This is a genomic window from Gloeocapsa sp. PCC 7428 (genome assembly GCF_000317555.1).
Lineage (GTDB): Bacteria > Cyanobacteriota > Cyanobacteriia > Cyanobacteriales > Chroococcidiopsidaceae > Chroogloeocystis.
Genome location: NC_019745.1, coordinates 3,122,493 through 3,136,255, shown reverse-complemented (window position 1 = coordinate 3,136,255; position 13,763 = coordinate 3,122,493). Strand labels below are relative to the sequence as shown.

The window sequence follows — 13,763 nt, the reverse complement described above, 5'->3', positions numbered from 1 at the left end:
ATATGAACAGCCCTTTTCTGACTCGCCTTCACAGTCCAGAACGCCCTGTCATCGTCTTCGATGGCGCGATGGGAACAAACTTGCAAACTCAAAATCTTACCGCAGCCGACTTTGGAGGAGCGCAGTACGAAGGGTGTAACGAATATTTAGTCCACACCAAACCCGAAGCCGTCACCAAGGTACACCGTGACTTTTTGGCAGCAGGTGCGGATGTCATTGAGACAGATACGTTTGGTGCTGCGTCAATTGTCCTCGCGGAGTACGACTTAGCCGATCAAGCTTACTACTTAAACAAAAAAGCCGCAGAACTCGCAAAACAAGTTGCAGCAGAATTTTCGACGCCAGAAAAACCCCGCTTTGTTGCTGGTTCGATGGGACCAACAACCAAATTACCAACGCTAGGACACATCGACTTTGACACATTGCAAGCCGCTTTTGCCGAACAAGCCGAAGGATTATATGACGGCGGAGTTGATTTATTTATCATTGAAACGTGTCAGGATGTGCTGCAAATCAAAGCAGCATTAAACGCAGTTGAATCAGTGTTTCGCCGCAAGGGAGAACGACGTCCCCTGATGGTATCGGTGACAATGGAGACAACTGGCACGATGCTGGTAGGCTCGGATATTAGCGCAGCTTTGACAATTTTAGAGCCATATCCAATTGATATTCTCGGTCTTAACTGCGCAACAGGTCCAGACCGGATGGCGGAACACGTCAAGTATCTTTCGCAGCATTCGCCGTTTGTCGTTTCTTGTATTCCGAATGCAGGGCTACCAGAAAACGTTGGTGGTCAAGCGCACTATCGACTCACACCGATGGAATTGCGCATGGCGCTGATGCATTTTGTTGAAGATTTGGGCGTACAGGTAATTGGCGGCTGTTGCGGTACGCGTCCTGACCATATTCAACAATTAGCAGAAATTGCCGCAACACTCAAGCCTAAAGAACGGTATCCTCGCTATGAGCCAGCAGCCGCATCGATTTACAGCGCGCAACCGTATGACCAAGATAATTCGTTTTTGATTGTCGGAGAGCGATTAAATGCGAGTGGTTCTAAGAAATGCCGCGAATTACTTAATGCGGAAGATTGGGACGGACTCGTGTCGATGGCAAAGGCGCAGGTACGCGAAGGCGCGCACGTTTTAGATGTCAATGTGGACTATGTGGGGCGCGATGGCGTGCGGGATATGCACGAATTGGTATCGCGTTTAGTAACAAACGTTACAATCCCTTTGATGCTCGACTCCACCGAGTGGGAAAAAATGGAAGCGGGGTTAAAGGTTGCGGGTGGTAAATGTTTGCTCAACTCGACGAACTACGAAGATGGAGAACCGCGCTTTTTTAAGGTATTGGAGTTAGCAAAACAGTACGGTGCGGGTGTTGTTGTCGGCACGATTGATGAAGATGGCATGGCACGAACTGCCGACAAGAAATTTGAAATCGCTCAACGCGCTTACAACCAAGCCGTTGAATATGGTATTCCACCAGAAGAAATCTTTTTTGATACCTTAGCGCTGCCGATATCGACAGGAATTGAGGAAGATCGCGCCAACGGTAAAGCAACGATTGAATCAATTCGTCGCATTCGCGAAGAATTACCAGGCTGTCATGTGATTTTGGGGGTTTCTAACGTTTCGTTTGGTTTAAATCCCGCTGCGCGTGTTGTACTTAATTCGATGTTTCTTCACGAGGCGATGACAGCGGGAATGGATGCGGCGATTGTGAGCGCGAGTAAAATATTACCGCTTGCTAAGATTGCACCAGAACACCAAGAAGTTTGTCGCAAGTTGATTTACGATGAACGGCAATTTGATGGCGATATTTGCGTTTACGATCCGTTGGCAGAGTTAACAACTGTTTTTGAAGGCGCAACCACAAAACGCGATCGCACGATTGATGAAAGTATTCCCATCGAAGAACGCCTCAAACGTCACATCATCGATGGTGAAAGAATCGGTTTAGAAGAACAGCTGCAAAAAGCTTTAGAAAAATATGCACCACTCGATATCATCAATAACTTCTTACTCGATGGTATGAAAGTGGTTGGTGAATTGTTTGGTTCTGGACAAATGCAGCTACCTTTCGTGTTGCAATCGGCGGAGACAATGAAAGCCGCAGTCGCTTATCTTGAGCCGTTTATGGAAAAGCAAGAAAGCGGTAATAACTCAAAAGGTACGGTAGTAATTGCGACAGTCAAGGGTGATGTCCATGACATTGGTAAAAACCTTGTCGATATCATTTTGTCGAATAACGGCTACAAAGTCGTTAACCTTGGCATCAAACAGCCGGTAGAAAACATTATCGATGCCTACGAGCAGCACAAAGCTGATTGCATCGCGATGAGTGGGCTACTCGTCAAGTCTACTGCTTTCATGAAAGAAAACTTGGAAGTCTTTAACCAACGAGGAATTACGGCTCCAGTGATTTTGGGTGGTGCGGCGTTGACTCCCAAATTTGTCTATGAAGATTGTCAAAAAACGTATAAAGGACAAGTCGTTTACGGTAAAGATGCTTTTTCTGATTTGCATTTCATGGATAAGTTGATGCCAGCCAAGTCACAAGGTCACTGGGACGATCTTCAAGGCTTCTTAAATGGATTAGCAGAAAATAATCAAGTATCTCAGAATGGACATCAAGAACCTCCTAAAGAAAATCCCTCACCCCTCACCCCACTCTCCGAGAAGGGCAAAGCCCTACACCCCTCACCCCTCGTTGTAGATACCCGCCGCAGTGATGCTGTTGCAGTCGATATAGAACGCCCCACGCCGCCTTTCTGGGGAACGAAGATATTGCAACTAGAAGATATTGCTTGGGATGAGTTGTTTTGGTATTTGGATTTACAAGCTTTAATTGCCGGACAATGGCAGTTTCGTAAGCCTAAGGAGCAATCGAAAGAGGAATATCAGGCTTTCTTGGCAGAGAAGGTTTATCCGATTTTAGAGCATTGGAAGCAGCGGATTGTTGCGGAAAAGTTGTTGCATCCGCAGGTGAGTTATGGGTATTTTCCGTGTCAGGCGGTGGGGAATTCGTTGATTGTTTATGAGCCGAACCACGAAGGCGCGAAGGAGGACACTTGCGTGCGGAGGTTTCCTCCGTTGAGCAAAGTGTCCGTGGACACAAAGGAAATTGCGCGGTTTGAGTTTCCGAGGCAAAGGTCTTTAAGAAGGCTTTGTATTGCTGATTTCTTTGCGCCGCAGGAGTCGGGTGTGATTGATGTGTTTCCGATGCAGGCGGTGACGATGGGGGATATTGCAACGGAGTTTGCGCAGGAGTTGTTTAGAGCGAATCAATACACTGACTATCTCTATTTCCACGGCTTGGCGGTGCAGATGGCGGAAGCTTTGGCGGAGTGGGTACACGCGCGAATTCGTCACGAGTTGGGCTTTGGGGCTGAGGAACCGGATAATATTCGGGATGTCTTGGCGCAGCGCTATCGCGGTTCGCGTTACAGTTTTGGTTATCCCGCGTGTCCGAATATTCAGGATCAGTATAAATTGTTGGAGTTGTTAGAGAGCGATCGCATCAATCTCTACATGGATGAAAGCGAACAACTTTATCCTGAGCAATCAACAACCGCGATTATTGCTTATCACCCCGTAGCCAAGTATTTCAGTGCATAATCTATAACTCTTCTAGATTAATTCCTTTTTCTCGCAGTAGTGCGCTTAAGGCTGCATTACGCTCTCTTTCCTGCTCTAATTGTTTTGTTACTTCATCAGCGCGTTGGCGTTCTTGTTCGCGTAGCTGATTTAGCTCAACGTAGGTCAGGAATTTGTCTCCTTGGGGTGAAAAAATTTCTAAAGTATCAGAACTCATCTGAAATTTTATTTTGAGGCGGGGACTCATCCAACCATCCATTTCTGTGATAATGTCTAAATCATTTCCAGCACGCAGCCAACCGATTAGCTCGTTGTCATCTGGATCGTATACATAATACTCTTCTACACCGTAACGTTCGTAGAATTTAAATTTTTCTGCCATTTTCTTGAGGCGATTCTCAGGAGAGAGTATTTCAAATACAACCTGTGGCGGAATATTATCTTCTTCCCATTGTTTGTAAGAACCTCTGTCTCCTTTTGGTCTACCAAAAACAACCATCGCATCCGGTGCTTGACGAATTTTATTGTCTCCTTGAACCGGATACCACAAGAGATCGCCAGCAACAAATACCTGGCTATCATTCACGAATAGCAGTTCTAAGTTTTCTTTGATAGTGACAATCCAACGAAATTGTTTGGTGTTGTCTGCCATTGGTTGACCATCGCTATCTGGGTAGATAATAGCTGGTGTAGTGTTTGTTTGCAGTTGTTTCACCATGCGGCTCTCTCCATTCGAGAGGGATTGTCATATTCTATCTTTTTGCTCAGTTGTTAATGACTCGATCAGCTTTTAAACAGTTACTCACACCTGAAAAATAAAAATAGCACCTATATTTAGGTGCTAAAAAATATCATTTTGGCTTGTCTCTAAGTGATATTTTCAATTAGTAAGTAGTAGTAGTGACGTTTGTGCGTGGGCTACGCGCACCAGCCGCTGCACCGATCATTGAAGCGATTAAGCCGAGTAAAGAACCAAAGAAGAACCACCACAGCCCTTGAGAAATACCACTGGCAATATTACGAGTATCTTGAGCTGTAACATTAGGTGGAGTTACGTTAACGTTAGGAGGTTGTACCTGACCGATGGCGCCGCCAGCAAGGTCAGCAGCAGCTTGAGTTGCTAAACCAAATGCGCCTGTTACGCCACTTGCAAGTAGCCAAGAACCTAGGGCTAAAGTTGTTGCCCAAAGAATTGCTCCGTTTAACAACGCTGTGCTGCGATTCATCGGTCCGCAAGCACGGGCTGTTACCCAACCGCCGACAAATAAGGAGATTAATAAACCAATAGTTGACCAAATACCAACGTCACCTGCAACGTTAGGTGCATTTGTTCTTGGAGCACCGGAGCCTGCAATTGTAGTTGCACCAATTGCACCGAAGAGCGCGCTAAGGAGTAACTGAGTCGCTAAAGCAACGACCAAACCTGAAAGAATCGGACCCCAACGAACGCGATCGTGATAATCTACGACAGCTGTTCGATTCACTACGGCAGGCTCAGAAATAACATCATCTGCCGGTCTGTTTACGTATGACATGGGTAACTTACCCCCTTCCCTGTTCTGTTTTTCTACAATTTTGCTTGAGTCTCTAATTTAAATTGGAATTTTAATTTAACTATCTATCAGTAGAAATAGTTGCGGAATCTACCTTTAGGAGTAAAGTAAACTCAGCAATTTGTGAATATTAATTTACGCGATAAAAATTTAATTATTTTATTAATTCGCAACTACTTTATTAAGATATTAAAATTTAACAAATGCGATGAATTGTCAATTTTTATAAGATTGATTAGCTAATCATATATATGTAGACATCAGCCTATTCTGATTTCTAGCTCAGCGAAAGGAAATTTTGAAAAATATTTAACGAAGCTTAACAGCAGTTCCCGTTGCCGTAATGAGTAATAAAGCTCCTGATTGGTCAATATTGATCGTACCAGTATCGATTTCAATGCCAATCACAGCATCGGCTCCCAGTTTAAGGGCGCGGCGCTCTAATTCTTGAATTGCATCGCGCTGACCTCGCTCAAACACGCGTTCGTAACTACCAGTACGACCACCAATAACATCGCGAATTCCAGCAAAAAAGTCGCGCAACGCATTGCTACCATAGACGACTTCCGCCGTGACGATTCCCAAATAAGCTTCGACAGTAGTTCCTTGAATAACATCCGTTGTCGTTAAAATCATGGAGGAGCCTCAGAAAACGATGTTTGCTAGAAAAAGTAAACCAACCTAACAGCAGAGGTTCAAACTAGTACAATTTTAGATTGACTAACATCCAAGAAATCGGAAAAAAAAGTTTCCAAATTTAAAGATTCCTGGTTTAATGTAGAGCATTAGTCGCACCTTGGCAAAAATTGCAGAAGTATAGCAGAAAAGTAGTCGTGCAAAAGCAGAGTTTATTAGCTATAAGTGTTTTGCTGCTAGGAGGAATTGGCGTTATTGTACCGCCAACTGCTCAAGCTCAAATAGTAGTTGCACAAACCAAAGGCGCAGTGCCAAGTAGTCCTTATCAACGCAGCCAGCAACTGCAAAAATTGCTGCAAGAAGGACGGAGGTTAATGGATGCGGGAAAATCAGCCGAAGCGATCGCCCGTTATCAACAAGCCGCTAAATTATCACCAAAAAACGCGCGCATTTTTTCGACGATTGGTTTTCTTTACGCGCGTCAAAGAAACTATGCTGCGGCAGTGGCGGCGTATCGTCAAGCGATTGATGCAGCCCCCAACCATGCGGACTTTCACTATGCTCTTGGCTACACGTTAGCACGGATGGGACGCTATGCGGAAGCTGCTAGTGCGTATCGGCGAACAACCGAGCTAGACCAGAATAATGTCAATGCTTATCTTGGATTGGGTGTTGTACTCTTACGTCAAAAAAACTATCGAGGTGCTGAATGGGCGGCACAGCAAGCAATTAATCGCGATCCTAATAATCCGAGTGCGTATGAGTTGATGGGGGCGATTCTTCTACAACAAGATCGGTTTCGCGACGCGATCGCAACTCTCCAAAGGTCAGCAACAATTGATCCTAACAACGGTAACGTTTTACTAAATCTAGCAACGGCTTGGGCAAGTCAAGGCAATATGACCGCAGCTTTGATGACTTTGCGACAAGCGGTGCAGATCGACCCACGAAATGTGAAAGTCCTCCTGCAAATGGGAGACATTCTCAGGGTGCAAAACGACGTTCAAGGTGCAATCGATGCCTACAAACGTGCTTTAGCCTTGCAACCAGACCTAGCAGAAGCCCAGAAAGCAGTAAACGATATGCTACTCAATCAACCAGGAAGCAATCGTTTAGAGCGTCTTCTAACGCCACGGCTTTAATACCTTGATTAAATTAGTCGAGTTGGCGTCCGGTAAGTTCGACAAAAATATCTTCCAGATTCGAGGGACGTACCATGATCCCAGTTTTATCCTTTTGCTGGTCAAGGTAGGCGTTGGCTTGTTCTAGGGTGGGGAAAAATTGATATTCCCAGCGTCCTGCGTCCTTTGTACCGACTTGTTTAATTGCTAACCCTTCGCCGTGTTTGGCTCGTAACTGTTGTAAAGTTCCGAGGGAGATTAACTGACCCTGATCCATAATGCCGATGCGATCGCACAAATACTCTACCTCTTCCATGTAGTGCGTCGTGAGTAACATGGTCATACCTTGCTTATTTAAATCAAGGATGATTTCCCATAACCGTCGCCGTGTTTGGGGGTCGAGTCCGACTGTCGGCTCGTCTAAAAACAAGATTTGTGGTTGATGTAACAACGCTCTGGCAATCTGTAAGCGACGCTTCATTCCTCCAGACAATGTTTTCACAAAATCGTCACGCCGATCTGCGAGTTCTACATACTCTAGCCATTGATTAATCAGTCGTTGACGTTGCGGATTGCGGATGTGATGCAATCTTCCGTGCAACTCCATGTTTTCCCACACGGATAAATCGCCATCGACACTTGTTTGTTGCAATACGACTCCAATACACTGCTTGACTTGCAAAGCTTGGCGCACGACATCAAATCCCGCGACTTCGATACGCCCTTGCGATGGTTTTGTTAAAGTTGTAAGCATCCGAATTGTTGTTGATTTACCTGCGCCGTTAGGTCCTAGCAAACCAAACATTTCTCCAGACTGAATCGTAAAAGAGAGGTCATTAACGACAGGAACGTTATTGAAAAGTTTGTGAACGTTTTGCAGCGAAACAGCAAGCATCAATATTTAAGTTGTTGATTAAATACTATCCATACTTAAATTATCACCTAGATTTTGCTACGCGCTGGTTGCAGAGTATTACGAGTAGATGAGGCTAAATCTATTCATAGTCGAAGTATACTTTTGCTAAAAAGAGAATAAAGCCACCAGAGAAATAAATTTACTCTAAAATTTTCTATTTCGTCCTAAAACAATCTGAGATAATTCTTCTGAAATATAAGCTTTTATTTTATAAAGGTAGGCAAGTTATGCAGTGGCAAGCTTGGACAAAATTGTTGTGCCTTGCTGGAACTTCGTTGTTCGTGAGTTCAATTGTACCTGTAGTCGCCCAAACTCCACCTGCACGTACCTATCAACCAGGGTACTGGCAACCACGGGCGCGAATCAATCCAAAGATGCCAGTGACAGTAATTTTAGAAAACCAGACAGAAATGCCACTCAAGTATAACTTTTTGGATGACCGTGCTGAAGCTGATTTAATTGTTGGCGACCAAGTTCAGTTTAGCCGCGTTACTTTACCAATGAACATTGCGGTTTACGACCCTTCACCCAAGGCAGGGGCAGGGGATGAGGTTAATCTTAGTTATACCGTTTCTGTTAATCAGAATGTTGTCACTGTGCTTGTTCAGCCAACACAAGAAGAAGGCTATCGTGTTGTGAATATCGGTAGAACTGGGGCTATTTATCTTTATTAATTGCTTGTTTGACTGTTGAGATATATATAGAATTCATTGTTTTGGCAGCGTAGCCCTTTGATCCTTGCTATATTGACGATAGATTGGTAAGGAAGGATCATGCCACTCAATCGTAGAGTCATCGCTGCCTTAGGAATCATTGTTTTAGCAAGTGCGATCGCTCCTCCTGTCCAAGCTACACTGCCCATAGCACAACAGTATCAATATAGTCGCGCTGGGTATCGAAGTAGAGTCTATACATCAGATTTTGGTCGTCTTCAGGGATTGCCGCGATCGCGCAGATTTTATCGACAACGAGTTAATTCGATTTACCGTGCCGATCCTTTTTATCATTTATATACTGGTAGTTTCCATCGCCGTCGCATTCACAATAACCGCTATCCTGTAAGGAGAAGAATTGGCGGCTTTAGACCAGGAATTAGGCTGAGGTTTGTGAAGTAGAAAGCGGAGTTTGTTCGCGAGGATTCTGATCGGTATTTGTCGATCCCCACTTATTGGCAATTGGCATTCGCCAGCCTGTACCAAACGCGCGATCGGTCACTTTTAATCCTGGTGGCGCTTGACGGCGTTTAAATTCAGCACGTACTACCATTTTAATCACACGATTTACTACAGTTGGATCGTGACCTGCGGCGGCAATCTGACTTGCTGATTCGTGGTTACAAATAAAGCGTTCTAAAATATCATCAAGTACGTCATACGCTGGTAGAGAATCTTGATCGACTTGACCAGGTTTTAATTCGGCGCTGGGTGCTTTAGTTAAAATGTTTTCTGGAATAACCTCTGAGTCTCGATTCAACCAGCGACATACCGAGTAAACGCGGGTTTTGGGAACGTCAGCGATCGCGGCTAAACCACCATTCATATCACCGTAGAGGGTGCAATAACCAACTGCCATTTCTGATTTATTACCTGTCGATAGCAGTAAATGACCAAATTTATTAGAAATTGCCATTAACAAATTACCGCGAATCCGCGACTGTATATTTTCTTCGGCAAGTCCAAACTCAGTGTCAGCAAATAAAGGTGCAAGCGTTTTGTCATAGCCTTGCATTAATTCACCAATAGGTAACGTTTGCGTTTGGATGCCTAAATTTGCGGCGAGTTGCAAGGCATCTTTAATCGAATGTTCGGAACTGTATGGCGAGGGCATGAGTACGCCGAGGACATTTTCTTTGCCAACGGCTGCGGTGGCGATCGCTGCCACTAATGCCGAATCAACTCCCCCGCTTAAGCCAATAACGACTTGACGAAAACCGCATTTACGTGTATAATCTTTTACACCTAAAACTAAAGCCTGCCAGATTTCCGCATCGTCATTTTCGGGCATAGGAGCAATTGTACTAGGCTGCAAGTCTTGTTTTTGCTCGTCAAATTCGACAACGAGTAAATCTGACTCAAACGCCTGCGCGCGGCACACCATTTCACCCTGGCGGTTAAATCCGACACTGCAACCATCAAAAATCAAGTCATCATTCGCAGCGATTTGATTGGCATATAATATTGGGCAACGATAACGGCTAGCAGCATGACTCAACATCGCTTCGCGCAGTTGCTGTTTGGTAACGCTATATGGAGACGCCGATAAATTGACAATTAAGTCAACATCTGCTTCAACCAAGTCCGTAATTGGGCTGACTGCATAGTGACGCTTTCCCCAAAATTCTTCATCGTTCCATAAGTCTTCGCAGATCGTGACACCGATTTTGAGGGGGGTTGAGTCGTTGCTAATTGGTAATCGGTAATTGGTTATTTCCTTTGGTCTGGAAATTGTGAAAAATCGCGTTTCTTGCCCAGGTTCAAAGTAACGATTTTCGTCGAATACATCGTAGGTGGGAAGGAGGCGTTTGTGAAAAGTTTGCTGAAGTTTGCCTTGAGAGAGTAACGCAACGCTGTTGAATAAAGGTTTACCGCCAGAAATGTATGCTTGGGCGTTTTGTTCGACATAACCGACTAAGACGGCGATCGCAGGTGGTAAGCTTTGTGCGAGTTGTTGTAGATTTGAGGCGATCGCTGCAATAAAACTCGGATCGAGTAATAAATCTTTCGGTGGGTAGCCACATAGCGAAAGTTCTGGTGTTAATAACAAGTCTGCACCTTGCGCGGCTGCATCTTGGGCGGCGCTGAGGATTTTTTGCGCGTTACCTGCTAAATCACCAACAGTAGGATTAATTTGAGCGATCGCAATTTTCATAAAGAGTGCGTGAAATCGAAAGTACGGTTGTGTCGGAATGGTTGCTATTGAAGATCGCTAAATAAATACTAAAGGTTTATCCTTAAAGGGAGCAAAGGCGGTAGCATTGAAGCGGTATAAACTGGCGGGACGTCCTGCACCGCGCGAGACTTTTAAACCTGTATCGCACAAAAAACCGAGCTTGAGGAGTCGGGCGCGGAAGTTAGAATAATCGGAGAATTCGCCTAAAACCGTTGTATAAAGCTGATAGAGATCGTTGAGTGTAAAGACTTCGGGTAAGACATCAAACGCCACAGGGCTGTATTCGAGTTTATTTTTGAGTCGGCGGTGTCCGTAAGCTAAAATTTCGTTGTGGTCAAACGCGAGTTGCGGTACTTGTTTTACAGGATACCAAGCAATACCGCTAACACCATCGGCGATGAGTTCGGCATCTTCGTAGCGCACTAACGCAAAGTAACTGACTGAAAGATAGCGCACTTTGTCGGTTTCTTCGCGCGGATCGCGTTCTGGTCCGCCGAACGTATACAATTGCTCTAAATATAAATTTTCGACACGAATTTTCTCTGCCAGAATCCGATATGCGGCATCTTCTAGTGATTCGCCCTGGCGTACTAAAGTTCCAGGTAAACACCATTGACCTAAAAAAGGCGGTTGTTGTCGCATCACGAGTAGGACTAAAAGCCGATTTTGGGCGGTATCAACTGAAAAAATTGCGTTGTCTACCCCAACCTTGAAATCTGCTAAGGGCTGTGGCTTTACCACGTCGGCAATGTTTCTTTGGCTGCGTGTTGGCATTCGTACAAATGCTGTTGATGAATATATGCTTCTACGGGAGGCGTTAAAGCTTCAGAATCTCCACTTTCACGATACGCGGTTGAGGACACATCTGGTGCAGTTAGGTTAGCGATCGCAAACTTCGCGCCCAACTGTCTTAGCTGTTGTAAGTCACTTTCTGCTACTTCATATCCTGGTCGCGGTACGACGAGTAACTGTACTTGTTGCAACAATTCTTCAACGGCGTACCATTGTTGTAACTGGTGTACCAAATCCGAACCAATAACGAGTGTAAACGTTGCGTCTTTATCCCAGCGTTGTTTTGCTTTGTTGACTGTTTCTAGCGTGCGGTGACTGCTCAATTCTTGATGTAAACCGATGTTGTGTCGCGGCGGATTGATATCCTCAATGAGTAACCGCAGCATAGCGGCGCGATGTTCTAACGGTGAAGCATGAGACTTAAAGGGATTATCTGCTGCCCATACTGCCACCCAATCGTAGTGTTGTGACAACCAGCTAATAATCGCTTGATGTCCAGCGGTAGGAGGATCAGCACTTGTACCAAATAACGCAATTTTGAGCATTTTAGATTTTTGATTGGCTATGCGGTGACGGTTGCTTCAGCTAGTCGAGTTTTCTCGGTTAACTGCTGCAACGCGGGTGATATTTCTACAGGTAAAGACGTCGGTTTATCAAGTCGCCGGACGGTATCAGGTAAACTTGCAACTGAACGAGTTGTGCGATCGCGAATGTCATCTAATGTCTCTGGCGGTTGTATGCGTTTGCCTTGCTGCATCACAAGTTGTAATAATGGTTGCGCATCAGTTTCGGTTACTAAACCTAAACAGTCTTTGATTGCTTGATTTGCCGCATAACTCCGAAAAATCTGCTTACGTCCAGGATACGTCGCTTTTCCACTCGATTGTTTCATCACTGGGATGCCTTCAATTTCTACAATTTTGTAGACTCCGTTGACGGGCGTACCCGTCACTAAACGCGTTCCCAAGCCATAACCGTCAATTTCTGCCCCTTGTGCTTTGAGTCGGGCAATTTCCCACTCATCGAGATCGCCGCTGGCAAAAATACTGACTCCTGGCAAAAGCGATCGCACTTGTTGCGACAGCGTTACTAAGTCTCCCGAATCTAACCGCACTCCTGCAAGTTGCATTTCTCCTGCTTGCACTTTTTTAGATAAACGTTGCGCTGCTGCTACGGTATCGTAGGTGTCAATGAGTAAAGGTGCGCCTGGAAAATAACGGTGAAATGCGGTAAAAGCTTGGTCTTCGGTACCTTCCATCGCAGCGATCGCCATTACCAAAGAATGCGCCATTGTCCCGCTCGGTTGACTTTCAAGTTGCAATGCTGCTAACACATTCGAGGTAGAATCTAAGCCAGCGGCTAGCGCTGCGCGTGCTGCCCAAAGTGAAGATTGCGGACTAAAAGCCCGTCGCGTCCCGAATTCTAAAAGTGTTGCGGACGATCCAGCGATATCGCGGATGCGTGCGGCGCGGGTTGCGACTAATGTTTGGAAATTTAGTGTATTGAGTAAATATGTTTCTACTAGCTGCGCTTGCCACAAGGGGGCTTCAACTCGTAGAAGTGGTTCATTCGCAAAAACTGCGGTTCCTTCAGGTACTGCCCACACGTCTCCGGTAAAGCGTCCTGATTCTAGCAGTGTCCAAAAGTTTTCTGGAGCGTGGGTAAAAATTTTTGTTGCTTTTAAAGCTGATATCTGCGTTCGAGTAAAGTGCAAATTTTCAAGATACTCTAACGCTTGGGCTAATCCCATTGCGATCAAGTAGCCAAAATCGTCTGGTAAGCGGCGGGTAAATAGTTCAAAACTTGCCCATTTTTGCTCTAGTCCTTCTCCTGTATAGCAAGCTGCCATTGTCAGCTGATAAAGATCTGTCAGCAAACTATAATCTTCTGGAGTTAGCGTCAGTTCTTGCGTTGATACCCAATCGAGGGAAGGTGCCATTACACAGCAATTCTGGTAGTTTGCTCAATTATAGTGTATTTCACCAAAATCTTGTCAAGCAAGCTGTGATTATTTCCCAGCAAATCGGACTTTTGGCAGATATTGAGGGAAAGATTACACAAAAGACATACTTGTTTATGTTTGTTTGTAGTCAAATTTACTATATTTAATTCCATTGAGCTTGGTATCGACAAAGCGCAAACTTCTTTTACAATCTCTGATCCCTGACTAGTGATTCCTAATAAAGTATTGCAAACATAAACAAATAAGCATTACAAATATGCGCAAAGAATTAAGCACGTATCATAATGAAAG

At 44.9% G+C, this 13,763-nt stretch carries 12 protein-coding genes; 4 read left to right on the top strand and 8 right to left on the bottom strand.

The annotated features are described in order from the left end of the window. The first annotated feature begins 2 nt into the window (after positions 1-2). Positions 3-3,623, top strand: a complete 3,621-nt coding sequence (gene metH, locus GLO7428_RS13780) for a methionine synthase (RefSeq protein WP_015189171.1) — start codon at positions 3-5, stop codon at positions 3,621-3,623. 1 nt (position 3,624) lies between these two features. On the opposite strand, the gene GLO7428_RS13775 is transcribed toward metH, so the two are convergent. The 3 genes from GLO7428_RS13775 to GLO7428_RS13765 all read right to left on the bottom strand — a co-directional run bounded on the left by GLO7428_RS13775 (position 3,625) and on the right by GLO7428_RS13765 (position 5,791). Then, on the bottom strand, positions 3,625-4,320 hold the full coding sequence (locus GLO7428_RS13775; protein WP_015189170.1) for a Uma2 family endonuclease: 696 nt from the start codon (positions 4,318-4,320) through the stop codon (positions 3,625-3,627). A gap of 166 nt (positions 4,321-4,486) precedes the next feature. Further along, on the bottom strand, positions 4,487-5,086 hold the full coding sequence (locus GLO7428_RS13770) for a hypothetical protein (RefSeq protein WP_231295488.1): 600 nt from the start codon (positions 5,084-5,086) through the stop codon (positions 4,487-4,489). A gap of 378 nt (positions 5,087-5,464) precedes the next feature. Then, positions 5,465-5,791: a YbjQ family protein gene (locus GLO7428_RS13765; RefSeq protein WP_015189168.1), complete on the bottom strand. Its 327-nt coding sequence runs from the start codon at positions 5,789-5,791 to the stop codon at positions 5,465-5,467. Between the two features lie 197 nt (positions 5,792-5,988). Between GLO7428_RS13765 and GLO7428_RS13760 the strand changes: the two genes are divergently transcribed. Beyond that, positions 5,989-6,933: a lipopolysaccharide assembly protein LapB gene (locus GLO7428_RS13760; protein WP_015189167.1), complete on the top strand. Its 945-nt coding sequence runs from the start codon at positions 5,989-5,991 to the stop codon at positions 6,931-6,933. A gap of 13 nt (positions 6,934-6,946) precedes the next feature. On the opposite strand, the gene GLO7428_RS13755 is transcribed toward GLO7428_RS13760, so the two are convergent. Further along, positions 6,947-7,810, bottom strand: coding sequence for an ABC transporter ATP-binding protein (locus GLO7428_RS13755; protein WP_041918631.1), 864 nt, complete (start codon positions 7,808-7,810; stop codon positions 6,947-6,949). A 245-nt stretch (positions 7,811-8,055) separates the two neighbouring features. On the opposite strand from GLO7428_RS13755, the gene GLO7428_RS13750 reads away from it, so the two are divergent. Then, a complete protein-coding gene (locus GLO7428_RS13750) occupies positions 8,056-8,502 on the top strand; it encodes a hypothetical protein (protein ID WP_015189165.1) in 447 nt (148 codons plus the stop codon). A 99-nt stretch (positions 8,503-8,601) separates the two neighbouring features. After that, positions 8,602-8,943 (top strand): hypothetical protein, encoded by a 342-nt coding sequence (locus GLO7428_RS13745; RefSeq protein WP_015189164.1) that lies wholly within the window; start codon positions 8,602-8,604, stop codon positions 8,941-8,943. Here GLO7428_RS13745 and GLO7428_RS13740 read toward each other — a convergent pair. The 4 genes from GLO7428_RS13740 to GLO7428_RS13725 are packed head-to-tail and all read right to left on the bottom strand — an operon-like array spanning position 8,921 to position 13,448. After that, entirely contained in the window at positions 8,921-10,696 is a 1,776-nt protein-coding gene (locus tag GLO7428_RS13740) for an NAD+ synthase (RefSeq protein WP_015189163.1), read from the bottom strand. The two genes, GLO7428_RS13745 and GLO7428_RS13740, sit on opposite strands and share 23 nt — an antisense overlap. 57 nt (positions 10,697-10,753) lie before the next feature. Beyond that, the gene (locus GLO7428_RS13735; protein WP_015189162.1) at positions 10,754-11,491 is read right to left on the bottom strand and encodes an NUDIX domain-containing protein; all 738 of its coding nucleotides are present in this window, start codon (positions 11,489-11,491) and stop codon (positions 10,754-10,756) included. Further along, a complete protein-coding gene (locus GLO7428_RS13730; RefSeq protein WP_015189161.1) occupies positions 11,452-12,054 on the bottom strand; it encodes a nicotinate-nucleotide adenylyltransferase in 603 nt (200 codons plus the stop codon). Before GLO7428_RS13730 ends, GLO7428_RS13735 begins: the two co-directional genes overlap by 40 nt. A gap of 17 nt (positions 12,055-12,071) precedes the next feature. Then, complete coding sequence (locus tag GLO7428_RS13725; protein ID WP_015189160.1) at positions 12,072-13,448, bottom strand: nicotinate phosphoribosyltransferase; 1,377 nt, start codon at positions 13,446-13,448, stop codon at positions 12,072-12,074. Between the last annotated feature and the right edge of the window lie 315 nt (positions 13,449-13,763).

Excerpts from the sequence above, each read along its gene's own strand:
- GLO7428_RS13740 (WP_015189163.1), bottom strand. The coding sequence starts at position 10,696 with ATGAAAATTGCGATCGCTCAAATTAATCCTACTGTTGGTGATTTAGCA.
- GLO7428_RS13745 (WP_015189164.1), top strand. The coding sequence starts at position 8,602 with ATGCCACTCAATCGTAGAGTCATCGCTGCCTTAGGAATCATTGTTTTA.
- GLO7428_RS13725 (WP_015189160.1), bottom strand. The coding sequence starts at position 13,448 with ATGGCACCTTCCCTCGATTGGGTATCAACGCAAGAACTGACGCTAACT.
- GLO7428_RS13730 (WP_015189161.1), bottom strand. The coding sequence starts at position 12,054 with ATGCTCAAAATTGCGTTATTTGGTACAAGTGCTGATCCTCCTACCGCT.
- GLO7428_RS13765 (WP_015189168.1), bottom strand. The coding sequence starts at position 5,791 with ATGATTTTAACGACAACGGATGTTATTCAAGGAACTACTGTCGAAGCT.
- metH (WP_015189171.1), top strand. The coding sequence starts at position 3 with ATGAACAGCCCTTTTCTGACTCGCCTTCACAGTCCAGAACGCCCTGTC.
- GLO7428_RS13735 (WP_015189162.1), bottom strand. The coding sequence starts at position 11,491 with ATGCCAACACGCAGCCAAAGAAACATTGCCGACGTGGTAAAGCCACAG.
- GLO7428_RS13775 (WP_015189170.1), bottom strand. The coding sequence starts at position 4,320 with ATGGTGAAACAACTGCAAACAAACACTACACCAGCTATTATCTACCCA.
- GLO7428_RS13750 (WP_015189165.1), top strand. The coding sequence starts at position 8,056 with ATGCAGTGGCAAGCTTGGACAAAATTGTTGTGCCTTGCTGGAACTTCG.